Here is a 23395-nt window from a genome sequence, read left to right as displayed (position 1 = left end):
GTTGTTGCCTTAAAAAAGATAAAGCGAAATCTGTGCCAACTTTTAAATTGCCCCCAAAAGGCGTTATCATGCACTCCATCGTGCAAAAGGGCTGCACCATTATGAATGCATTGCACCAATATAGTGCAATTGTGTGAACATTGGGCACTAATTTGGTGCAATTGACCTTGAATAACCCTTTTAACGCTCCGTGAAAGCGATCACAAAGAAACTCTGCAATACTTGTTTGTGGAGGATGTTTGTGATCCTGTTTTGTACTGCGATTAATCCGTGTACAATAACGCGCTATTTCTAATGCCTGAGGCAAAGTTGTGATCGAAAATTTGCGTAATATCGCCATCATCGCGCACGTTGACCATGGTAAAACTACCCTGGTTGATAAGCTGCTGCAGCAATCCGGTACGTTCGACGCGCGTGCCGAAACTCAAGAGCGAGTGATGGACTCCAACGATTTGGAGAAAGAGCGCGGGATTACCATCCTCGCGAAAAACACCGCCATTAAATGGAATGACTACCGTATCAACATCGTTGATACCCCTGGGCACGCCGACTTCGGTGGTGAAGTTGAGCGTGTAATGTCCATGGTTGATTCCGTTCTGCTGGTTGTTGACGCAATGGATGGCCCAATGCCGCAGACGCGCTTCGTAACCAAGAAGGCATTTGCTCATGGCCTGAAGCCCATTGTTGTCATCAACAAAGTTGACCGTCCTGGCGCGCGTCCTGACTGGGTTGTCGATCAGGTATTCGACCTGTTCGTTAACCTCGACGCGACCGACGAACAGCTGGACTTCCCGATCGTTTACGCTTCTGCGCTGAACGGTATTGCGGGTCTGGATCACGAAGATATGGCTGAAGATATGACTCCGCTGTATCAGACCATCGTCGATCGTGTTCCGGCACCGAACGTTGACCTTGACGGTCCGCTGCAGATGCAAATCTCCCAGCTGGATTACAACAACTACGTTGGCGTCATTGGCATCGGCCGCATCAAACGCGGTAAAGTGAAGCCAAACCAGCAGGTCACTATCGTTGATAGCGAAGGCAAAACCCGTAACGGTAAAGTGGGTAAAGTTCTGACCCACCTGGGTCTGGAGCGTATCGACAGCGATATTGCTGAAGCGGGCGATATCATCGCGATCACCGGTCTGGGCGAACTGAACATCTCTGACACCATCTGCGATCCGCAGAATGTTGAAGCGCTGCCGGCGCTGTCAGTCGATGAGCCAACCGTATCCATGTTCTTCTGCGTTAACACCTCTCCGTTCTGTGGTAAAGAAGGTAAGTACGTTACCTCTCGTCAGATTCTTGACCGTCTGAACAAAGAGCTGGTGCATAACGTGGCGCTGCGCGTTGAAGAAACTCCGGATGCTGATGCATTCCGCGTTTCCGGTCGTGGTGAACTGCACCTGTCAGTTCTGATCGAAAACATGCGTCGTGAAGGTTTCGAAATGGCGGTTTCCCGTCCGAAAGTTATCTTCCGCGAAATCGACGGCCGTAAACAAGAGCCGTTCGAGAACGTAACGCTGGACGTTGAAGAGCAGCATCAGGGTTCTGTCATGCAGGCTCTGGGTGAGCGTAAAGGCGACCTGAAAAACATGAATCCAGATGGCAAAGGCCGCGTACGTCTCGACTACGTGATCCCAAGCCGTGGCCTGATTGGCTTCCGTTCTGAGTTCATGACCATGACCTCCGGTACCGGTCTGCTGTACTCCACCTTCAGCCACTACGACGACGTTCGTGCGGGCGATGTAGGTCAGCGTCAGAACGGCGTACTGATCTCCAACGGTCAGGGTAAAGCGGTTGCGTTTGCACTGTTCAGCCTGCAGGACCGCGGTAAGCTGTTCCTGGGTCACGGTGCTGAAGTTTACGAAGGCCAGATCATCGGTATTCACAGTCGTTCTAACGACCTGACTGTAAACTGCCTGACCGGTAAGAAACTGACCAACATGCGTGCTTCCGGTACCGACGAAGCAACGGTTCTGGTTCCGCCAGTTAAGATGACCCTGGAGCAGGCTCTGGAGTTCATCGATGACGACGAACTGGTAGAAGTGACTCCAACTTCCGTCCGTATCCGTAAACGTCATCTGACCGAGAACGACCGTAAACGCGCAATGCGCGGTGCGAAAGAAGATTAATTTCCGCTTCTTGTCGATATCAGAACCCCGCCTTGATGGCGGGGTTTTTTTTTGCCCTGGCGCGATAGCCGCCCGCCAGTCAGCAGATAGTTACGCGCTTTCCGAAGAGAGGCCGGTCACATTTATCCCCAAAGAATAACGGAGATATTGTTTTTTTTTTGCACGTCGGAGTAAGATTCAGGAACTGGTTTAAACCAATTGGGTTAAACAATGACAACAAATCTGTCTACCGTCGAAAATGCGAAAGAAAAATTAGATCACTGGCTGAGGGAAGGGCTCACCGCGCCCGGCGGTAAACTCCCCTCCGAACGAGAATTAGGCGAACTGCTGGGTATAAAGCGTATGACCCTGCGGCAGGCGCTCCTGAGCCTGGAGGCTGAATCGAGAATCTTCCGTAAAGATCGGAAGGGCTGGTTCGTCACCCAGCCTCGTTTTAACTATAGCCCGGAGCTCTCCGCCAGCTTTCAGCGCGCTGCGCTTGAACAAGGTCGGGAACCCTCCTGGGGATTTATTGAAAAAAGCCGCACGGCAAATTACCCCGAGGCCGCGCGACCGCTTCTTGCGACAGCGGCATCTGATGAGCTGTACCTCATCACCGGTTGGGGGGCGCTGGAAGGGCATAAAGTGTTTTATCACGAAACCTTTATTAACCCGAATGTCGCTCCGGGATTTATTGAACAGCTTGAAAACCAATCCTTCTCCTCGGTCTGGAAAAATGAGTATCAAAAGGACGTCGTAACTAAAAAACTGGTGTTTAAACCGGTCAGAATGTCTGGCGATATCAGTAAATTCATTGGCGGATCTTCAGGTATGCCGGCCATTCTTATTGAAAAACACCGGGCTGACAGTGATGGCAATATCATTCAGATAGATATTGAATATTGGCGGTTTGAGGCGGTTGACCTCTTTATTAACTTGTAGGTACGTTATGCTAACTCAATATGATGCAGAAAAAATCCTCGCCCGTATCGATAATATTCCTCTTTATCTTCATGCCTATGCATATCATTTTAATATGCGGCTTGAGCGTATATTACCCGGCGATTTATTAGATATCGCCCATGAAAATAATCTGCGCGGGGTGAAAATTCATGTTCTCGATGGTGAAACGCGCTCCTTAGGTAAAATGAGTGATGCTGAACTGGCCGCGTTCTCAGAAAAGGCACGGAGATTACAGCTTGATGTCCATATAGAAACCAGCGCTTCAGATAAACACGCGATCGACCATGCAACGCATATCGCATTAAAAACGGGCGCCAGCTCCGTCAGATTTTACCCTCGCTATGAGGGGCATTTACAAGAGGTTCTGTCAAAAATCGCTCTTGATATCCAGTATCTGAAGGCGCGTTATCAGGATAGCGGGCTGACTTTTACTCTTGAGCAGCATGAGGATCTGAAAAGCCACGAGCTGACTGCATTAATAGAGCAAAGCGGTATGTCTTCGCTCTCTCTGCTTTTTGATTTTGCGAACATGATTAATGCCAACGAGCACCCGCTGCATGCATTAGAGGCGATGTCTCCGTTTATTACTCAGGTTCATATAAAAGATGCGTTAATTATGCCGCAGGATAACGGTCTCGGACATCAGGCCTGCGTCTCCGGCCAAGGAGATATGCCGTTTAAGGCGTTGCTCACCAGACTGATTTGCCTGGGCGACGAGCACCCCCAGGTGGTCGCCTACGGCCTGGAAGAAGAGGTGGACTACTATGCCCCGGCATTTCGCTTTGCCGATGAAGGCGACAACCCGTGGATCCCGTGGCGGGAAATGAGCGAAACACCGTTACCCGATGCCTCACAGCTGGAAACCCGGTTATTGAAAGAAAAAGCGGATGCTCTTCAACAGTTGGCATTTGTCAGAACAACGCTGCAGGAAATAAAAAGTGAGGCCAGTCGCATTATTAACTCTTAATTTTAATCTCTGATTTTTATTTTTTTGATATGCCACCCGTCAGGCGTGGTCAGGGTTCTTTTTCCTTTTAAAACTAAATGATTGTAAAATCATTAAGGAATTATATGCTCACAAAAAAGAAATGGGCACTCTTTAGCTTATTGACACTGTGTGGCGGTACGATTTATAAACTGCCCTCGCTAAAGGATGCTTTCTATATACCGATGCAGGAGTATTTTCATTTGACCAATGGTCAAATTGGCAATGCGATGTCTGTGAACTCGTTTGTTACGACAATTGGTTTCTTTCTTTCAATCTATTTTGCCGATAAACTACCGCGCAAATATACCATGTCCCTTTCGCTTATTGCCACCGGGCTGTTAGGTATCTATCTGACAACCATGCCGGGATACTGGGGGATTCTCTTTGTCTGGGCACTATTTGGTGTCACCTGCGATATGATGAACTGGCCGGTATTATTAAAGTCGGTTAGTCGTCTGGGGAATAGCGAGCAGCAGGGGCGGTTGTTTGGTTTCTTTGAAACCGGACGGGGTATTGTCGATACCATTGTCGCTTTTTCTGCGCTGGCGGTCTTTGCCTGGTTTGGCAGCGGCCTGTTAGGGTTTAAAGCAGGGATCTGGTTTTATTCTATTATCGTTATTAGCGTTGGGGTCATTATCTTCTTCGTGCTGAACCAGGATGATGATGAGGTGAAAACGGCAGCCGTTGATAGCCCACAGGAAGAAAAGAAAAACACCAGTATGTCCTCCGTACTGAAAGATAAGACAATATGGCTGATTGCGTTCAACGTCTTTTTTGTCTATGCCGTCTATTGCGGGTTAACATTCTTTATTCCGTTCCTGAAAAATATTTATATGCTGCCTGTCGCGCTGGTGGGGGCTTACGGCATTATTAACCAGTATTGCCTGAAGATGATCGGGGGCCCCGTTGGCGGGATTATTTCGGATAAGATACTGAAATCCCCGAGTAAATATTTGTTCTACACCTTTTGTATCAGTACGGCTGCGCTGGTGGTCTTAATTCTGCTGCCGCATGAAAGTATGCCGGTTTATCTGGGAATGGCCTGCACATTGGGCTTTGGGGCAATCGTCTTTACTCAGCGTGCGGTCTTCTTTGCCCCCATCGGCGAGGCAAAGATTGCGGAAAGCCAGACCGGTGCCGCCATGGCGCTCGGTAGCTTTATCGGCTATGCCCCTGCCATGTTCTGTTTCAGCCTCTACGGCTATATTCTGGATCTTAACCCGGGCATTCTGGGGTATAAAATTGTCTTTGGTATCATGGCCTGCTTTGCGTTCTGCGGCGCCGTCGCCTCAGTATTGCTGGTGAAGCGTATTAACCAAAGAAAACGAGTCTTAGAGACCGCGGAGGCCTAGAGCCGGTTATCTGCCCTCACCTCGTTCGCTCAAAGCCGCAGATTTCTGCGGCTTTGCTTTATCCGGCGGGCATAAATCGTTCTGTACCTCGGTTTAAAAACCATACATAGTCAAATACCGCCTTTCCCGCTACAGTTAATCTTTCATGGCGCGCAAGGAGACAAAAATGCTCTATATCTTTGATTTAGGTAATGTGATTGTCGACATCGACTTCAATCGGGTACTCGGGACATGGAGCGATTTGAGCCGCATCCCACTCGCGACGCTCAAGCAGCATTTCACTATGGGCGAGGCGTTCCATCAGCATGAACGCGGCGAAATTAGCGATGAGGCCTTTGCCGAAGCGATGTGCCATGAAATGAATATGCCGCTGAGCTATGAGCAGTTTTCCCACGGCTGGCAGGCCGTTTTTGTCTCTCTGCGCCCGGAAGTGACCGCGATTATGCAAAAACTGCGTGAGCAGGGACACCGCGTGGTTGTCCTGTCGAATACCAACCGCCTGCATACCACCTTCTGGCCGGATGAATATCCGCAGGTGCGGGCCGCCGCCGACCATATCTATCTTTCCCAGGAGATGGGAATGCGTAAGCCCGAGGCGCGGATCTATCAAAGTGTTCTGCAGTCTGAAGGTTTTTCTGCTGAAGATACGGTCTTTTTTGACGATAACGCCGATAATATAGCGGGGGCTAACCAGTTGGGGATCACCAGTATTCTGGTGACCGGAAAGGAGACCATTCCCGCCTACTTTGCGAAATAACTATGCTCAAAACCGTTCATCAAAAAGCAAAGCATCGCGTCCGGCCCCTGATGGCCTGGATAAAACTGCTGTGGCGGCGCATTGATGAAGACCATATGACGACGCTGGCGGGGAATCTCGCCTACGTGTCGTTACTCTCTCTGGTGCCGCTGATCGCCGTTGTCTTTGCGCTGTTCTCGGCATTTCCGATGTTCTCTGAGGTCAGCGGGCAGATTCGCCATTTTATCTTCGCTAACTTCATCCCGGCGACCGGGGATGTCATCCAGGGATACATCGAACAGTTTGTTGCGAACTCCAGCCGGATGACGGCCGTCGGCGCCTTCGGGCTGATCGTGACGTCACTGCTGCTGATGTATTCTATTGATAGCGCGCTGAACACCATCTGGCGCAGCACCCGCACCCGGTCCAAAATTTACTCGTTTGCCGTTTACTGGATGATTCTGACGCTGGGGCCGCTGCTGGCGGGGGCGAGCCTGGCCATCAGCTCTTATCTGCTGTCGTTGCGCTGGGCAAGCGAACTGAACAGCGTGATTGATGATGTGCTGCGTCTCTTCCCGCTGATTTTATCGTGGACGGCGTTTTGGCTGCTTTATAGCATTGTACCGACGACCCAGGTACGCAATCGCGATGCGATTATTGGAGCGCTGGTGGCGGCGCTGTTATTTGAGGCGGGTAAAAAAGCATTTGCCTTATATATCACGGCGTTTCCGTCGTATCAGCTGATTTACGGCGTCATAGCCGTGGTGCCTATTTTGTTTGTCTGGGTGTACTGGACGTGGTGTATCGTCTTGCTTGGGGCAGAAATTACTGTCACTCTCGAGGAATACCGCAAACTTAAAAAAGAAGAAACAGAATAACTATGATTGCATTAATTCAGCGCGTATCCCGTGCAAGCGTAACCGTGGAGGGCGAAGTGACGGGTGAAATCGGCCCGGGGCTTCTGGTGTTGTTGGGCGTCGAGAAAGACGATGATGAGCAAAAAGCGAATCGCCTGTGCGAACGCGTGCTTGGCTATCGTATCTTCAGCGACGCCGAAGGAAAAATGAACCTGAATGTGCAGCAGTCCGGCGGCAGCGTGCTGGTCGTCTCACAGTTCACGCTGGCAGCGGATACCGAACGGGGCATGCGCCCGGGTTTTTCCAAAGGGGCCGCTCCTGACAGAGCAGAAGCGCTGTATGACTATTTTGTCGCGCGCTGTCGCCAGCAGGAGATGAACACACAAACCGGGAGATTCGCTGCGGATATGCAGGTATCACTGGTAAATGATGGTCCTGTGACCTTTTGGTTACAGGTATGAGCCAGCTTCCGGGCCGGCTGCGGGTAACAAAAGAGAGTACAGCTATGTATCACCTTCGTGTACCGCAAACAGAAGACGAACTCGAGAGCTACTATCAGTTCCGTTGGGAGATGTTGCGCAAGCCGCTTCATCAGCCCAAAGGATCGGAGCGTGACGCCTGGGATGCGATGGCGCATCACCAGATGGTAGTGGATGAAGAAGGCAACCTGGTTGCCGTCGGGCGGCTATATATAAACGCGGAGAACGAAGCCTCTATTCGTTTTATGGCCGTACACCCGTCGGTGCAGGATAAAGGGTTGGGGACGCTGATGGCGATGACGCTGGAGTCCGTCGCTCGTCAGGAAGGCGTTAAGCGCGTGACCTGTAGCGCTCGCGAAGACGCGATGGATTTCTTTGCCAAGCTCGGTTTTGTTAACCAGGGCGAGATTACCACGCCAACCACCACACCTATCCGCCACTTCCTGATGATTAAACCGATCGCCTCGCTGGACGATATTCTGCATCGCGGCGACTGGTGCGGGCAGCTGCAGCAGGCCTGGTATCAGCACATTCCGCTCAGCGAAAAAATGGGCGTGCGCATTCAGCAGTACACCGGCAAAAATTTCATCACCACCATGCCCGAAGCCGGAAACCAGAATCCGCACCATACGCTGTTTGCCGGAAGTCTGTTTTCCCTGGCGACGTTGACCGGCTGGGGGCTGATCTGGCTGATGCTGCGCGAGCGGCATTTGGGCGGCACGATTATTCTCGCCGATGCCCATATCCGTTACAGCCAGCCGATCAGCGGCCGCCCGAGCGCAGTGGCCGATCTGGGGTCGCTCAGCGGCGATCTCGACCGCCTGGCGCGCGGACGTAAAGCCCGCGTGCAGCTGCAGGTTGAGTTGTTTGGCGGTGAGAGTCTGGGCGCCATTTTTGAAGGTATTTACATCGTTCTGCCCGCGAAGCCGTTTGGTTCGTATGAAGAGGGCGGGAACGAAGAAGAGTAATTCCCGTCGCAGTGATTATCGCGACCGACCTGGTGAACGGATTCGCCAGGCGACATCTCCCATGGCATGGCGCGCCGCCAGACTGATGCCACCCAGCTGAAAGAAACCGTGAATCACCCCAGCATAGCGCTGACAGGTACAGGCCACGTTTTGCTCAACCATTCGCTGATACAGCGCTTCGCCTTCATCACGCAGCGGATCATATTCGGCGGTGAGGATATGCACGGGTGGCAGGCCGCTGAAGTCATCACGCCAGAGCGGGCTGGCCTCCGGGTGTGCAGACTCCGTCGAGGGCAGGTACATTTCATAACCGCTCAGGAGCGTATCCCGGGTGATAATGTAATCCTCTCCGTTGCTGATGTAGCTTGCCGACGCCGCGGTAGCATCCAGCATGGGATAAATCAGAATCAGCTGCGCGGGCAACCAGGCACCCGCGGCTTTCAGCCGTAGCGCGGTGATGAGAGCCAGATTTCCCCCCGCGCTATCGCCCGCAAGGGTGATTTGCGAGGTATCCACCCCAAGCGCTTCTGCGTGGCGGCGGATAATCTGCGCTCCCCGTTCCGCGTCATCGTGCGCGGCAGGAAACGTCTGCTCGGGTGCCAGCCGGTATTGCACGGCAATCACCCGGCAGCCGCTGTCATACGCCAGCTGACGCCATTGTTTATCGTGGGTGGCGAAGCCGCCGCTGACAAAACAGCCGCCGTGATAGTAGATAACGGTTGGCAGCGGACCGGCAGCATTCTGCGGCGATACCACGCGAAAATTGATCCCTTCCAGCGTGATGTCGTCCACCTGCACACGCGTTTCACTTTCTCCGGCCAGCACCGCACTGGCTACATAGCCCGCCCTCCGGTCATCAATATTCTGCTGTCGTGAAGAGGGGCGCCCTGCGGCGATAAACTCCTCAACCAGCCGGGCGATACCGTGTTCCAGTGCCATCATTATATTCCTTTAGTCTGTATGGATATACAGTGTTATAGCCTGGATTGTAGTCGATAGAAAAGGGGTTTTTTGTCAAAAATGCGTGTCGGGAACGGGAGAAGGGCGTACTAAAGCGAAGGCCTTCCTGTGCTGAGGTGCTTACGCATCGGGGGGAGAGTGCCGGGTAATCTGGATTACCCGGCACTACGAGGGGTTTTACTCCCCTTCACCCGGGAACATAAACGGGTTAATCGAACTTCTGGCAAAGCCTTCCTGCTCCATGCGAGCGTCCAGCACCAGCGAGGCGAGATCGTCGGCCACGGCCTCCACTTTCGGATCTTTTTCCTGATACAGAATCTTCAGGTAAGTCCCGCAGTCACCGCAGCTTTCGGCTTTCACCGCCGCGTCTTCATTTTCCAGCGACCAGTAGTTGAGATCGCGGGTCTGTTCGCAGTTGCTACATTTGATGCGCACCACGTGCCATTCGGTTTCACACAGGTTGCAGTGCAGGTAGCGCAGCCCCTGGGTGGTTCCAATTTGCACCATGCTGGAAACCGGCATTGAGCCGCATACCGGGCAGAACTGGCGTGCTTCACCGTATTCTGCGCGGGCTTTGCCTGGGATCAGGCTGGCCATTTGCGCCCAGTAGAGCGACAGGGCAGCCCAGATAAACGGCGCTTTATCACTGCTCACCAGCGCGAAGTCGGAAGCGAACAGCGCGCTTGCCATCTCTTCCAGCTCCAGATCGGAGGATTTTTCCAGATTCTCGATAACTGCCAGCGCGGTACCGCTCATCTCCGGCTTCAGCTCGGCAATTAGCGAATGCAGCAGCTTGTGCCAGTGCTTGTCGCGCGGCAGGACGTGAATATCCAGCGGCGGTTTGCCCTGCGCATTGGCTTCTTTGATGCGCGCGGTCAGATCCATTTGCAGCGGGTGGTCATAGAGCACCACTTCCTGCGCGTGGGCGACCAGCGCGGCAAAACGCAGAAAATCGCCCAGCGGGTTGTTCTCTGCCAGCTCGCGCAGACGCTCTGCGCGGCGATTGTAGAGGTTCTTGAGTCTGGGGAATAACAACGGCGGAATATAATCCGCCGTGCGTTTCTCGCTCGACCCCAGCTCATCTTGCGGGATTATGCGAATACTCATTCAGTCTTATTTTCCTGTTTCTGGCGAACTTCTCGGTACCAGCGGGGGTGATGTTTCTTCGCCCATGTTTTGGTAACCCAGCCTTCCACCATCGCGGTAATGGTGCCTTTCACCCACAGGGCGGCGTAAATATGCACCATGATAACCACAATTAGGGCTACTGCGGCAAATGAATGCAGCATGAGCGCTAACCGGATTACCGGGATTGAGAACGCAGGCGCAAAATACGGACGCCAGATGATCACACCGCTTACCAGCAGCAGAACCAGGAAAATAATCGCCGCCCAGAATACGCATTTCTGGCCGAAGTTATAGCGCCCGGTGTCACCCACTTCCTCGTTGACGACGATCTTACGAATATTCTTCGCCCAAAAGATATCATCCCGATTGATTAGGTTATGGTGCCAGTAGCGGAAAAACATGATGATGAATGAGGCAAACATAATGACCCCGACAAACGGGTGCAGAATGCGCGCCAGCTGCGGAGTGCCCATGATTTGCATCAGCCAGTTGAAGGACGGGAAAAAGAATCCCAGTCCGCTTATCGCCGCCAGCATGAAGCAGAAGGCGGTGACCCAATGGTTGATGCGTTCCGGCGCCGTGTAGCGCACGATGGTGTCACGTCTTTTCATTTGCGCACCTCGTCATTCTCTTCATGCAGGTTGTCCTCTTCCTCTTCCGCACGGTTCGGACCGACCCCGACATAGTGGAAGACGCTGGCTGCAAAGGTCGCGGCAAACCCTACCGCCGCGAGCGGTTTCCAGATCCCTTTCCAGAACTTCACGGTGGCGCTGATTTCCGGGTTTTCCGGCAGGCCGTGATACAGATTTGGCTTGTCGGCGTGGTGCAGCACGTACATCACGTGCGTTCCGCCAACGCCAGCCGGATCGTACAGGCCCGCATTGTCATACCCACGGGTTTTCAGCTCGGCGACACGTTCGCCGGCCAGCACCTTCATGTCCTCTTTGGAGCCAAAGTGAATCGCGCCGGTCGGACAGGTTTTCACGCATGCCGGTTCCTGGCCCACGGTGACGCGGTCTACGCACAGCGTACATTTGTAGACGCGGTTGTCTTCCGGGTTGAGCCGGGGGACGTCAAACGGACAGCCGGCGATGCAGTAGCCGCAGCCGATGCACTGTTCGGACTGGAAGTCGACGATGCCGTTGGCATACTGAATGATGGCCCCTTCCGACGGACAGGCCTTCAGGCAGCCCGGATCGGCGCAGTGCATACAGCCATCCTTACGGATCAGCCACTCCAGTTTGTCGTTCTGCTCCACTTCCGAGAAGCGCATTACCGTCCAGGATTTGGCGGTCAGATCCGCGGGGTTATCGTACACCCCGACGTTGCTGCCGACTTCATCACGGATGTCATTCCATTCTGAACAGGCGACCTGACAGGCTTTACAGCCAATACAGGTGGTGACGTCGATAAGCTTCGCGACTTCCTGCTGGTGGTCCCGCGCCTGAGGCGCGGGAGTGAAACCGTTAGTCGCGGAACGACGAATGATGTCTTGCGATTGATAAGCCATAAGTCGTCTCCGTTACACCTTTTCCACGTTCACGAGGAAGGCTTTAAACTCCGGCGTTTGCGTGTTCGCATCGCCGACGAACGGCGTCAGCGTGTTGGCGATAAAGCCTTTCTTCGCCACCCCTTCATAGCCCCAGTGGATAGGAATACCGATCGTATCGATATCCTTACCGTCCACTTTCAGCGTGCGAATACGCTTGGTCACCACCGCCTTGGCTTTGATATAACCGCGATTGGAGGAGACGCGAACGGTATCGCCATGCGCGATGCCGAGCTTGTTCGCCAGCTTCTCGCCGATTTCCACGAACTGTTCCGGCTGGGCGATGGCGTTAAGCAGCGCATGCTTGGTCCAGTAGTGGAAATGCTCGGTGAGACGATAGGTGGTACCGACGTACGGGAACTTATCCGCTTTACCCATCTGTTGCAGGTCACCGCTAAAGACGCGGGCGGCCGGGTTAGAGACCACATTCGGGTGCAGCGGGTTGGTGCCCAGCGGCGTTTCAAACGGCTCGTAGTGTTCCGGGAACGGACCTTCCGCCATCTTATCGAGGGCAAACAGACGACCCATGCCTTCGGGCTGCATGATGAACGGCCCGACGTCGGTGCCCGGTGCGGCGGCACTGTAGTCCGGAATGTCCACGCCGCCCCATTTTGCGCCGTCCCATTTCAACAACTGGCGTTTCGGATCCCATGGTTTTCCCTGTGGGTCCGCAGAGGCGCGGTTATACAGAATGCGACGGTTGAGCGGCCATGCCCAGGCCCAGCCCAGCGTATTACCCAACCCGGAAGGGTCGGCGTTATCGCGACGTGCCATCTGGTTACCTTCCGGCGTCCAGCTGCCGGCGAAGATCCAGCAACCGCTGGCGGTGGTGCCATCATCGCGCAGTTGCGCGAAGGAGCTGAGCTGCTGGCCTTTCTTCACAAGCACTGCGCCGGTGGCCGGATCGGTAATATCCGCCAGCGCCTTGCCGTTGCTCTCCATCGCCACCTCTTCCGAAGCGGGCTCGTGCGGCGTGGAGTAGTTCCAGGTCATATTCAGCACCGGCTCAGGCGCCGGACCACCGTTTTCAGCGTACATTTTCCGCAGACGTAAGAAGATGCCGGCGAGGATTTCGCCATCGGTGGTCGCAATCCCCGGAGCATCCGCGCCTTTCCAGTGCCACTGCAGCCAGCGTCCGGAGTTGACGATAGAGCCGTTCTCCTCGGCGAAGCAGGTGGAGGGCAGACGGAACACTTCGGTCTGGATTTTCGACGGATCGACATCGTTCGACTCACCGTGGTTTTGCCAGAAGGTGGACGTTTCGGTGTTGAGCGGGTCGATGGTCACCAGGAACTTCAGTTTCGACAGCGAGGCGACCACTTTGTTTTTGTTCGGGAACGAGGCCACCGGGTTAAAGCCCTGGCAAATATAGCCATTGACCTTGCCCTGGTGCATCATCTCGAAGTACTGCAGGACGTCGTAGCCCTTATCCCACTTCGGCAGCCAGTCAAAGCCCCAGCTGTTTTCCGCCGTGGCTTTATCGCCAAAGAAGGCCTTCATCATTGAGACGAAGAATTTCGGGTAGTTGCCCCAGTAGTTCACCTGATCTTTCAACAGCGGCTTCGGCGTGTTGGCGGCCAGGTAGGTTTGCAGGTCGGTCTGTTTCTCACTCGGTAGCGTCATATAACCCGGCAGGCTCTGCGACAGCAGCCCCAGGTCGGTCAGCCCCTGAATGTTGGAGTGACCGCGCAAGGCGTTCACGCCGCCGCCGGCCATACCCATGTTGCCAAGCAGCAGCTGGATCATTGCCATGGTACGGATGTTCTGCGCACCGATAGAGTGCTGCGTCCAGCCGAGCGCGTAGAGGAATGACGCGGTTTTATCATGGGCGCTGGTTTCAGCGATGTACTCACAGACTTTCAGGAAGTCCGCTTTCGGCGTACCGCAGATATTTTCCACAACCTCCGGGGTGTAACGGGAAACGTGCTGTTTCAGCAGATTCCATACGCAGCGCGGATGTTGCAGCGTCGTGTCGCGTTTCGCGAAGCCGTTTTCGTCCAGCTCATAGTTCCAGCTGGTCTTATCGTATTTGCGGTTTGCCGCGTCATAGCCGCTGAACAACCCGTCGTCGAAGCTGTAATCCTCACGCACGATCAGGCTGGCGTTGGTATAGGCTTCGGTGTACTCGCGGTTGAATTTTTCGTTATTCAGCAGGTACAGGATGACGCCTGACAAGAAGGTAATGTCAGTACCGGAACGAATCGGGGTATAGAAGTCGGCTACCGACGCAGTACGCGTAAAGCGTGGGTCGATAACAATCAGCTTCGCGCCGTTATGGATTTTGGCTTCCATCGCCCAGCGGAACCCTACCGGGTGCGCTTCAGCGGCATTACCGCCCATCACCACGATCAGGTTGGCGTTTTTGATGTCAACCCAGTGGTTGGTCATCGCACCGCGACCAAATGTTGGAGCAAGACTTGCTACCGTTGGTCCGTGTCAGACGCGTGCCTGGTTGTCTACCGCGAGCATACCGAGCGCGCGGGTGAATTTTTGCGTTAAATAGCCGGTTTCGTTACTGGAGGCTGAAGCGCACAGCATGCCGGTGGTCAACCAACGGTTGACGGTGGTGCCGGCGTCGTTTTTGGCGATAAAGTTGGCATCGCGGTCTTCTTTCATCAGCTTCGCGATGCGATCGAACGCGTCGTCCCAGCTGATTTGCTGCCATTTGTCGGAGCCTGGCGCACGATATTCCGGGAACTTCAGACGACTTTCGGAATGGATAAAGTCGACGAGACCCGCCCCTTTCGGGCAGAGCGCACCACGGTTGACCGGATGGTCAGGGTCACCTTCGATATGAAAGATGGATGCTTTGGCGTTTTTCGCACCGTCGCCGAGGCTATACATTAACAGCCCACAACCGACAGAACAGTACGTACAGGTGTTACGGGTTTCACGGGTACGCAGCAGTTTATATTGCCGGGTTTCCGCGAGCGCGGCGCCTGGGGCAAAACCCAGCGCTGCAGCCGTTGTGCCTGCCATACCGCCAGCGCAGATCTTAAAGAACTGCCTTCTGCTGACCTGCATGGTTCACTCCTTGTATCGACATTGTCACATGTAGTTATTTACTTTGCGGTAAGCGCCGCAAAGGTTCAGAATTGGGGGTGATCACCCTTTCACTTGAAGGGGTATGCAAAGAATACCACATTGTGTGTATGCCTGTTCCAATACGGTTAAGACAAAGTGAACAAGAACCCTCCCGAACAAATTGAAAATGTGACAAACATCACAGGATGTCGTCAGGTCGCGCTCTGGAAGCGCGATGATTTGCAACATCCGCAGTCTGACGAATTAGCCGAAGAAGTTCCTGTGGCGCTGGTCTATAACGGTATCTCACACGTTGTCATGATGGCCTCTCCCACCGACCTGCAACGATTTGCCGTCGGTTTTTCATTATCCGAAGGGATTATTGAAAACCGGCGCGAGATCTACGGGATGGAAGTGGTGCCGGCCTGCAACGGTCTGGAAGTGCAGATTGAACTCTCCAGCCGTCGTTTTATGGGACTGAAAGAGCGCCGTCGCGCGCTGGCCGGGCGCACCGGCTGCGGCGTTTGCGGCGTTGAGCAGCTCAACGATATCGGCAAGCCGGTGCAACCTTTACCTTTCACCCAAACCTTTAGCCTGGGGAATCTCGATCGCGCGCTGGAGCAGCTTCGTGATGTTCAGCCGATTGGCCATATCACCGGCTGCACCCATGCGGCGGCGTGGCTGCGTCCGTCCGGTGAGCTGGCGGGCGGACATGAGGATGTCGGGCGTCACGTCGCGCTGGATAAACTGCTGGGGCGACGGGTAGAAGAGGGCGATGACTGGCAATGCGGGGCGGCGCTAGTCTCCAGCCGTGCCAGCTACGAGATGGTGCAGAAGGCGGCAATGTGCGGTGTGGAAATTCTGTTTGCGGTTTCCGCCGCTACCGCGCTGGCGGTGGAGGTCGCGGAACGTTGCAACCTGACGCTGGTGGGCTTTTGCCGCCCGGGCAGGGCAACGGTTTACACCCATCCGCAGCGGCTGATCGCCGGTTAAAAATAAGTCAATTTTTTTGAACGATGAGAGCAAATCCTTACGCTTTTAGTCGTGGGTTGTGAGGTCTATTATTTATCACATCAAGGCACAACGCCTTACCCAAACAACTTAATGAAGGATTTACATCATGAAAAGCATCAAAACTTTTGCTGTAGTTATCGCTCTTACCGCTTCCTTTGGTTCTTATGCCGCGCAGTCAGTGAGCGCAACCTCCTCTACAATGGACGGTGCGGAAGCGAAAATCGCCGCTCAGGCTCAGGCCGCCGGTGCTTCTTCTTACACCATCACCGAAGCCTTCACCGGTAATCGCGTGCATATGACGGCAGAACTGAACAAATAAAACCGGCATCACCGTCGAAAGAGCGCCTGCGGGCGCTTTTTTTGTTTTTGTGCTTTTACCATCCGGAAAACTCTCCGCCCGACACCTCCACTTCTCCTCAAAAAAATGTGGTGTTTATCACGTTTCTCTTCTTTGCTTTTGGCGACGAAATTAACCCGCTGGCAAGCAAAATGACACGCTATCCTCTCAATATTTAACCTAATGAATAATAAAGTTATTTGAAAATAACTGTTAAGGCGATCTCATCTTTTAAGTGAGACGCACATCACAAAAAACACCCCATATTTACGTCTGTCAATCGTTACCACGGATCAATTAATCATAATTATGTGATCTTCGTTGCAAATCCAGGTCTTGAACTTAGGGATAAATGTGGGCAAGGAAATATGACGGTGGTGACCATGAAAATCGGTATTGTTATTAGCGGTGGCGATGTATCGGGAATTAATAATTTCATTTTTCAGGTTGCGAAGCTCGCAAGCGCGGAGATCACCATTTTTAATGGTGGAATACCTGGGCTGCTCGATAAAAATCATCAGGAAATCGCCTGGCGGGATCTTGTCGATTTCTCTATTTGTTCACTGCCTGTTATTACGTCCGGCCGAACCACGCGTAAATTGCTGCGGAGTGAGTATGAAACTATAGCCAGGAAAATTAAGTCGCTGCGCCTTGATGTACTCATTATGGCCGGCGGTGATGGCAGCCTACAGTTCCTTAATACGCTTAGCGAATTTGATATTAACTGTTTCGGTGTCGGGATGACTATCGATAATGATGTATACGGTAGTGATTATACTATCGGTTTTTCTACAGCCTGCGAACAAATTATCAAGGAGGTTTCTCGTTTAAGAAATACCGGCAGAGCATTACCTGGGCGGGTGTTTATGGTTGAAATATTAGGAGGGTATTGTGGAGAGCTAACGCTGCAGTCAGCAATTAAAAGTAATGCCGATATTGCGCTGATCCCGGAAGCACAGATGCCATTAGAGGATCTGGCCGAGCGCGTCAGACGCAAGCTTCGCGAGCAAAACAGCGTGGTGATACTTTGCTCTGAAGGTTACACCAGGGAGTATTCCCCTGGGTTTCAAGGGGCTATCGATACGATGATCAAACAGCTTGAGCCACGCATCGGTGTCCGCATCCGTAAAACCATTATCGGCTATGGACTGCGCAGCGGCGACCCGACCTGCGAAGAAATTTACCAGGGCACGATCATGGCGAACGAAGTCGTTCGCTGTATTCAGTCAGGAATGAAAAATAAAGCCATTATTATAAATTCAAGCAATAAACCTATTCCAATTGACTTAGTCAGTATGAAAAAACGTCTGGTAGATATCGAAGGACATCATTATAAACTTGCCAAACAACTCAATATTATTTGAGGAGACCCTACATGCTGAAAATTCTTTGCGTATGTGGCTGCGGCCTCGGTTCAAGCTTTGCCATCGAAATGACGGCGAAAGCAGTATTAAAGAAACTGGAAATTCCTGCACATATTGAACATACCACCGTATCTGAAGCTGGAGCATTTAAATCCGACATTATTTTGACGCAAAAAACATTCGCCGACATATTAACCGCCGACGCTAATGAAGAGGAAATAAAACGTGTAGTGGTCCTCAACCGCCTGACGGATAAAGATGAAATTGAGCGGAAAATTGTCTCATTCCTGAAAGAGCGCAATCTGAAGGTGACCGATCATGAATAGCTTTATCGAGTTTATTGTAAAAGATTTGCTCGGCCAGGCTTCGATATTAATCGCGTTTATTGCCATGCTGGGTCTGATTTTACAGAAGAAGTCAGTGGGTAAAACGGTTGAGGGGACGTTTAAAACGCTGCTCGGGTTCTTAATTATGATGGCCGGCATTAATATTATTGTCGCCACCCTGAGCTTCCTTAACGATATCTTCACCCACGGTTTCGGGATGAAAGGATACATCACCGATGTCGCTGCTATCGCCGGTCTGGCGAATCGAGAACTGGGTTCTGAAGTGGCGCTGACGCTGATGGTGATCTTTGCCGTTAATATTATTATCGCCCGCCTGACACCGCTGAAATATATCTTCCTCACCGGACAGGCGCTGCTGTGGATGGCAACGATTGGCACGGTGATTGGCTACAAAGCCGGGCTGACCGGGCTGCCGCTGATCCTGACCGGCGGTATCTTTGGCGGCGTCATGGCGGTACTGATGCCGGCGTTAGCGCAGCCGGTGGTCAGACGTATTACCGATTCTGACGATGTGGCTCTCGGGCATTTTTGCACCATCGGATATTTAGTCCAGGCGGCGGTGGCCAAAGTGGTGGGTAAAGGTTCCCGCTCCACAGAAGATCTTGAACTGCCTGATAACTTCAAGTTTCTGCAGGATACCTATCTCGCCATGGCGGTGGTGATGGTCCCCATGTACCTGATCCCGGCGCTGGCTGCCGGACCCGAGTATATCGCCCAGTTTTCCGGCGGTGTGAACTACCTGATGTATGCCTTTATGCAGTCTGTTCAGTTTGTGGCAGGGGTCTTTGTCCTCTACAGCGGCGTGCGCTTGTTACTGAATGAACTGGTCCCGGCTTTTCGCGGTATTGCCATGCGTATTGTGCCGGATGCGAAACCGGCGCTGGACTGTCCCGTCCTGTTCCCTTATGCCCCTAACGCGGTCATCGTGGGATTCCTCGCAACGACGGTGGGTTCGATCATTGGCATGTTGGTCTTCCCGATGTTTGGCCTGGCGATGATCCTCCCTGGACTGTTAACCAACTTCTTTGCCGGCGGTACGGCGGGCGTCTTTGGTAATGCGCTGGGTGGGCGTCGCGGGGCAATGATTGGCGGTGTGGTTCACGGTCTGTTTATTACTTTCCTGCCTGCCATTCTGGTACCGATGCTTGAAAGCTACGGTTTTACCGGCGTCACATTCAGTGATTCAGATGTTATTAGTTCAGGCCTGGTATTAGGCCATGCCTTACAGAACAACTGGTTATTTGTCGCCTTGTTTATTGTTTTTGTTGCCGCACTGGCATGGTTCGTAAACGGTACATCATCTAAGCCTAAAGGGGAAAAGATTCATGAGTCTGTATAATTTTAACGATATTCTGAAAATCGCTCAGCAAAGAAATTACAAAGCTATTGGCTCATTTAATTTGCATTGTATTGAAATGCTACCGGCTTTTTTTAAAGCCGCGCAAAAGAGCAATAGCCCTTTAATGATTCAAATCTCGACCGGTACGGCGGAATATCTTGGCTATCGTTTACTGGTGGATGCCGTCCGTTCACTGGCGGAAAGTGAAAATGTGCCAACCTGTCTGCATCTGGATCACTGTTCTGATATCAGTGCGATTGAAACAGCCATGAATGCCGGATTTTCATCGGTCATGTACGACGGTTCACACCTGGGGCTCGAGGAAAATATCGGCAATACGCGGATTGTGGTGGAAATGGCGCGGCCGCGGAATATCACCGTTGAAGGGGAGCTGGGCGCCATCGGGGGTTCAGAAGATGGTAAAGCCGTTGCCGCAGAGGATATCAGCTTTACCACCGTCGAAGACGCCACGCGCTTCGTAACTGAGACCCGGGTTGACATGCTGGCTGTCTCCGTCGGCACCGTGCACGGCCTTTATACCGGCAAGGCGCAGATCCAGCATCAGCGCCTTCAGGAGATTAGCCGGGCTACGGGCGTTCCGCTGGTGCTGCACGGTGGTACCGGCGTCAGTGATGAGGATATGCGTAAAGCGGTGACTGAAGGGATTAATAAGGTCAATGTGGGCACAGAAATGAACGTGCAGTGGGTTGACCAATGTAAAACCACTTTTGAAAAAGGTAAGGTTAATGACAGCGTGCGTAAGTTTTTAATTCCCGCCAATAATGCGGTCACCCAGGTGCTGATGGAAAAAATGGAATTATTTAAATAGTTAAATCCGCAATAATAAATTGTCATTACCAGGTTAGCCCTGCACCCGTCAGGGCGGGAGAAGATTATGTTTCAATCACTGAAAGCGTTGTGGAAAAAAGAGAATCATCCGTCGCAGGATTATGATCGGCTGTCCCGCGAACTGGCTGAGGAAATAAAGACGCTGGAAAATGAACTACAGGGCGAGCCTGGCAATGGTGAGATCCAGAAGGCATTGATGCTGAAGTATAACAGGGCGCTATCGGTGTATGCTAAAAGCAAAATACATCGTCAGGATATCGACGCACTATTTATTCGTATTGATGAGTTACGCAATATTATTCGCCGTAATATCTAGGGAGGCGTAATGACCATAAAAGATTTGCTGATTGAGGCCGATGCCATTCAGATCGGCGTGCTGGAGTCTGACTGGCGCAAAGTGATTGAGCTTGCCGCCAGTCCCCTGGTGGCGAACGGGTATATCTCTGAGAGTTATAGTAAAGCGGTGATTGATAATACTCTCAATCACGGTGCTTATTACGTATTTGAAGAGGGGATTGCCATTCCACACGCCAGACCGGAGTGCGGGGTGAAGCGAAACTGCTTCAGTCTGGTGGTATTAGATAAACCGATTCAATTTGCCGGAAGCGACAGGGCGGATATCGTCATTATGTTCGGCGCCCAGGATAGCAATGCGCATATTGAAGAGGGAATTCGGGCGATTGTTGCACTGCTGGACAATAACGAAACCATGGCCAGGCTTCGCGCCGCCAGTACCAGAGAAGAGGTGATAGCGTTGTTATGAACAGACATCTCACTGCCGGCTGTAAAACCGTGATCTTAATTAACGGCGTCCCCGCTTCGGGAAAGAGCACGATAACCCAGGCGCTATCGCAAACCTTTGGCCTGCCGCTCCTGACCATCGATGAGATTAAAGAACCGTTTATGGCGTGCTTTACCGACATCGATCGGCCTTTTAATCGTCAGCTGGGATGCGCGGCCTACGAGGTTATCTGGTCGATCATCGGCCATTCACCAGCCAACGTTATCTGGTTAGTCGACGCCTGGTTCGGTTTCCAGCCCCGGGAAACGCTACAACGATGGCTGCATCAGGCGGGAGTTGAGAAAGTGGTTGAGATCTGGAATCAAATCTCTCCTGAGCTTGCCGTGTCACGCTATGCCACGCGTCTGCAGGATCGTCGGGCGGGCCACCCCGGAGAAGAATATCTGCCGGAGCTTGCCCTGTTGGCTGAACGGGCTGAGCCGATGCGACTTGGCCCGGTCTTCACGGTGGATCAACAGCAACCGTTGGATATTATCAGGCTATCGGAGTGGATTAAGCAGACCCTGGGTTGACGGAGCGTCTGCTTGCCGGATAGTGCTTGCGCCTGTCCGGCCTACGAAAGCCCGGCCAGACGCAGCAGCGCCGTGATCACCGCCGCCGAAATAATCACCACGATCAGCGGCATTTTGCGCCAGGCAAGAAAAACGGCGAAACCGACGCCCAGCACCCGCGCCATGCCGGCAAAATGTTCACCTTCATAAAAGGTGGTCGCCAGGGCAACAGAAAACAGCAATACCGTTGCCGCATCGGAAAGCAGCGCCTGAGAACGTTCAGAAAGCGCTAAACGACTGCCGAGCTTCGCCCCGCCCAGACGCATCAAATAGGTTCCTGCCGATAAAATCGCCATGCCGACGATGAACAGCGTGATATCAGCCATTATTTTTTCCTCGTCATCAAGCCAAACAATGAGAGCAGCACCGGCAGACCCACCGGAGCAAAGGGAACGGTGGCCAGGGATAGCGCCGCGCCGCTGCAGGCGCGGATTAAGGTGGTGCGGTTTTTAAACGCCGGAATCACCAGCGCCAGCAAAATAGCCGGGAATACCGCATCCAGACCAATGGTTTCCGGGTCGGGCAATAGCTTGCCGACCATGGCGCCGAGTAGCGCCCCTACGGGCCAGATAATCGCCACGCCGAGCCCGCACAGCCAGTAGGCGGCTTTACGCTGTTCCGGCGTTTTTTGCGAGAGCCCGAACACCACGCTCTCATCATTCATAATATGGCAACCCAGCAAGCTGACGCCGCGTTTGCCGACGAGGTCGCGCACCGTGACGCCGAACGGAATATGGCGGGCGTTGACCAGCAAGCCTGCCGCTGCAGCGGCTAGCGGGTTCCCGCCGCTGGCGATAATGCCGATAAACATAAATTCGGAGGCGCCTGCCAGTACCGAAAGGGAGAGCGCAAACGGAACCCATACCGGGAAGCCATAGGCCATCGCCAGCGAACCGTAGGACATGCCGACGATGCCGACCGCCAGGCACACTAACGCGATTGCTTTGATGGTGTCTGCTTTGAGACAGGAGAAGTGCTGCTTCATACTATTTAGCCATATCGAACGAATTTCCATTATAATGAACGCATCAATATCGATTTTCAAGACGAACGAATCGTTCGATATAAAAAACGCGGAGCCGTGTATGACACAGCCAATTAGCCTGATTGCCAAAAGCCTGGTACGTGAACGTGCACGTACCGGACTGTCGTTGGCGGAAGTGGCGCGCCGGGCAGGCATTGCCAAATCAACGTTATCGCAGCTGGAATCGGGCAACGGTAATCCGAGCCTGGAGACCTTGTGGGCCCTCTGCGTCGCGCTCGATATTCCTTTTGCGCAACTGCTGGAGCCGCAGGCGCAAAAGACACAGGTTTTGCGTCGCGGAGAAGGAACCAAAGTGGTGGCCGAACAGGCTCATTACCAGGCCATTTTACTGGCGACCTGTCCGCCGGGCGCCCGTCGCGATATCTATTTATTACTGACGCAGCCAGGTGCCGATCGGATTTCTCACCCCCATCCGCCGGGTTCGGTTGAGCATATTATTATCACCCAGGGGCGCGCGCGGGTCGGGTTGACCGAAGCGCCGGAAGAGCTCGGTGAGGGGGATTACATCTGCTATCCGGCGGATCAGGAACATGTTTTCCAGGCGCTGGAACCGGATACCCAGGCGATACTGGTTGCTGAACAAAACTAACGGGATGGCGAGAACACCGGCGCTGCGGCTGTTGCTGGAC

The 23395-nt window shown here is 53.0% G+C and carries 25 protein-coding genes; 18 read left to right on the top strand and 7 right to left on the bottom strand.

What is annotated here, in order from left to right:
* Positions 1-311 precede the first annotated feature (311 nt).
* The 8 genes from typA to fabY all read left to right on the top strand — a co-directional run bounded on the left by typA (position 312) and on the right by fabY (position 8457).
* Entirely contained in the window at positions 312-2135 is a 1824-nt protein-coding gene (typA, locus tag AC236I_RS24825; RefSeq protein ID WP_004869279.1) for a ribosome-dependent GTPase TypA, read from the top strand.
* A 210-nt stretch (positions 2136-2345) separates the two neighbouring features.
* Positions 2346-3056, top strand: coding sequence for a GntR family transcriptional regulator (locus AC236I_RS24820; RefSeq protein WP_004869280.1), 711 nt, complete (start codon positions 2346-2348; stop codon positions 3054-3056).
* A gap of 7 nt (positions 3057-3063) precedes the next feature.
* A complete protein-coding gene (locus AC236I_RS24815) occupies positions 3064-4044 on the top strand; it encodes a sugar phosphate isomerase/epimerase family protein (RefSeq protein WP_487608838.1) in 981 nt (326 codons plus the stop codon).
* 104 nt (positions 4045-4148) lie between these two features.
* Positions 4149-5417, top strand: a complete 1269-nt coding sequence (locus AC236I_RS24810) for an MFS transporter (protein ID WP_004869285.1) — start codon at positions 4149-4151, stop codon at positions 5415-5417.
* A gap of 166 nt (positions 5418-5583) precedes the next feature.
* Positions 5584-6174 carry a glucose-1-phosphatase gene (yihX, locus tag AC236I_RS24805; protein ID WP_004869287.1) on the top strand — a complete coding sequence of 197 codons (591 nt, stop codon included), beginning with the start codon at positions 5584-5586 and terminating at the stop codon, positions 6172-6174.
* Between the two features lie 2 nt (positions 6175-6176).
* Positions 6177-7031 (top strand): virulence factor BrkB family protein, encoded by an 855-nt coding sequence (locus AC236I_RS24800; RefSeq protein WP_004869289.1) that lies wholly within the window; start codon positions 6177-6179, stop codon positions 7029-7031.
* 2 nt (positions 7032-7033) lie between these two features.
* Entirely contained in the window at positions 7034-7471 is a 438-nt protein-coding gene (gene dtd / locus AC236I_RS24795; RefSeq protein ID WP_004869291.1) for a D-aminoacyl-tRNA deacylase, read from the top strand.
* Between the two features lie 44 nt (positions 7472-7515).
* Positions 7516-8457, top strand: coding sequence for a fatty acid biosynthesis protein FabY (gene fabY, locus AC236I_RS24790; protein WP_004869293.1), 942 nt, complete (start codon positions 7516-7518; stop codon positions 8455-8457).
* A gap of 15 nt (positions 8458-8472) precedes the next feature.
* Here fabY and AC236I_RS24785 read toward each other — a convergent pair whose 3' ends face one another.
* The 5 genes from AC236I_RS24785 to fdnG all read right to left on the bottom strand — a co-directional run bounded on the left by AC236I_RS24785 (position 8473) and on the right by fdnG (position 15118).
* A complete protein-coding gene (locus AC236I_RS24785) occupies positions 8473-9396 on the bottom strand; it encodes an alpha/beta hydrolase (RefSeq protein WP_015585448.1) in 924 nt (307 codons plus the stop codon).
* A gap of 198 nt (positions 9397-9594) precedes the next feature.
* The gene (gene fdhE, locus AC236I_RS24780) at positions 9595-10524 is read right to left on the bottom strand and encodes a formate dehydrogenase accessory protein FdhE (protein WP_004869299.1); all 930 of its coding nucleotides are present in this window, start codon (positions 10522-10524) and stop codon (positions 9595-9597) included.
* On the bottom strand, positions 10521-11156 hold the full coding sequence (fdoI, locus tag AC236I_RS24775) for a formate dehydrogenase cytochrome b556 subunit (protein WP_004869301.1): 636 nt from the start codon (positions 11154-11156) through the stop codon (positions 10521-10523). Before fdoI ends, fdhE begins: the two co-directional genes overlap by 4 nt.
* Positions 11153-12055, bottom strand: coding sequence for a formate dehydrogenase subunit beta (gene fdxH / locus AC236I_RS24770; protein ID WP_004869304.1), 903 nt, complete (start codon positions 12053-12055; stop codon positions 11153-11155). Before fdxH ends, fdoI begins: the two co-directional genes overlap by 4 nt.
* A gap of 12 nt (positions 12056-12067) precedes the next feature.
* Complete coding sequence (fdnG, locus tag AC236I_RS24765; RefSeq protein WP_088402721.1) at positions 12068-15118, bottom strand: formate dehydrogenase-N subunit alpha; 3051 nt, start codon at positions 15116-15118, stop codon at positions 12068-12070.
* A 156-nt stretch (positions 15119-15274) separates the two neighbouring features.
* Between fdnG and fdhD the strand changes: the two genes are divergently transcribed.
* The 9 genes from fdhD to AC236I_RS24720 all read left to right on the top strand — a co-directional run bounded on the left by fdhD (position 15275) and on the right by AC236I_RS24720 (position 21682).
* A complete protein-coding gene (gene fdhD, locus AC236I_RS24760) occupies positions 15275-16111 on the top strand; it encodes a formate dehydrogenase accessory sulfurtransferase FdhD (RefSeq protein WP_004869309.1) in 837 nt (278 codons plus the stop codon).
* A 127-nt stretch (positions 16112-16238) separates the two neighbouring features.
* Complete coding sequence (locus AC236I_RS24755; RefSeq protein WP_015585446.1) at positions 16239-16451, top strand: YdgH/BhsA/McbA-like domain containing protein; 213 nt, start codon at positions 16239-16241, stop codon at positions 16449-16451.
* A gap of 401 nt (positions 16452-16852) precedes the next feature.
* Positions 16853-17833, top strand: a complete 981-nt coding sequence (locus AC236I_RS24750; protein ID WP_015585445.1) for a 6-phosphofructokinase — start codon at positions 16853-16855, stop codon at positions 17831-17833.
* Between the two features lie 11 nt (positions 17834-17844).
* Positions 17845-18159: a PTS sugar transporter subunit IIB gene (locus AC236I_RS24745; protein WP_004869315.1), complete on the top strand. Its 315-nt coding sequence runs from the start codon at positions 17845-17847 to the stop codon at positions 18157-18159.
* Positions 18152-19519, top strand: coding sequence for a PTS sugar transporter subunit IIC (locus AC236I_RS24740; RefSeq protein ID WP_004869317.1), 1368 nt, complete (start codon positions 18152-18154; stop codon positions 19517-19519). The genes AC236I_RS24745 and AC236I_RS24740 overlap by 8 nt, the downstream gene beginning before the upstream one ends.
* Positions 19506-20348, top strand: a complete 843-nt coding sequence (locus tag AC236I_RS24735; RefSeq protein ID WP_015585444.1) for a class II fructose-bisphosphate aldolase — start codon at positions 19506-19508, stop codon at positions 20346-20348. The genes AC236I_RS24740 and AC236I_RS24735 overlap by 14 nt, the downstream gene beginning before the upstream one ends.
* A 66-nt stretch (positions 20349-20414) precedes the next feature.
* Complete coding sequence (locus AC236I_RS24730; RefSeq protein ID WP_015585443.1) at positions 20415-20684, top strand: hypothetical protein; 270 nt, start codon at positions 20415-20417, stop codon at positions 20682-20684.
* A gap of 9 nt (positions 20685-20693) precedes the next feature.
* Entirely contained in the window at positions 20694-21131 is a 438-nt protein-coding gene (locus AC236I_RS24725; RefSeq protein WP_015585442.1) for a PTS sugar transporter subunit IIA, read from the top strand.
* The gene (locus tag AC236I_RS24720) at positions 21128-21682 is read left to right on the top strand and encodes a P-loop nucleotide/nucleoside kinase family protein (RefSeq protein ID WP_004869327.1); all 555 of its coding nucleotides are present in this window, start codon (positions 21128-21130) and stop codon (positions 21680-21682) included. The genes AC236I_RS24725 and AC236I_RS24720 overlap by 4 nt, the downstream gene beginning before the upstream one ends.
* 41 nt (positions 21683-21723) lie before the next feature.
* On the opposite strand, the gene AC236I_RS24715 is transcribed toward AC236I_RS24720, so the two are convergent.
* Together AC236I_RS24715 and AC236I_RS24710 are read right to left on the bottom strand one after the other, a co-directional pair.
* Entirely contained in the window at positions 21724-22047 is a 324-nt protein-coding gene (locus AC236I_RS24715; RefSeq protein ID WP_015585441.1) for an AzlD domain-containing protein, read from the bottom strand.
* Complete coding sequence (locus AC236I_RS24710; protein ID WP_015585440.1) at positions 22047-22706, bottom strand: AzlC family ABC transporter permease; 660 nt, start codon at positions 22704-22706, stop codon at positions 22047-22049. Before AC236I_RS24710 ends, AC236I_RS24715 begins: the two co-directional genes overlap by 1 nt.
* A gap of 100 nt (positions 22707-22806) precedes the next feature.
* On the opposite strand from AC236I_RS24710, the gene AC236I_RS24705 reads away from it, so the two are divergent.
* The gene (locus tag AC236I_RS24705; RefSeq protein WP_004869333.1) at positions 22807-23355 is read left to right on the top strand and encodes a helix-turn-helix domain-containing protein; all 549 of its coding nucleotides are present in this window, start codon (positions 22807-22809) and stop codon (positions 23353-23355) included.
* The last annotated feature ends 40 nt before the right edge of the window (positions 23356-23395 follow it).

This window comes from Klebsiella sp. Sb-30 (assembly GCF_057652795.1).
This window is presented reverse-complemented; position numbering and strand designations above follow the sequence as displayed.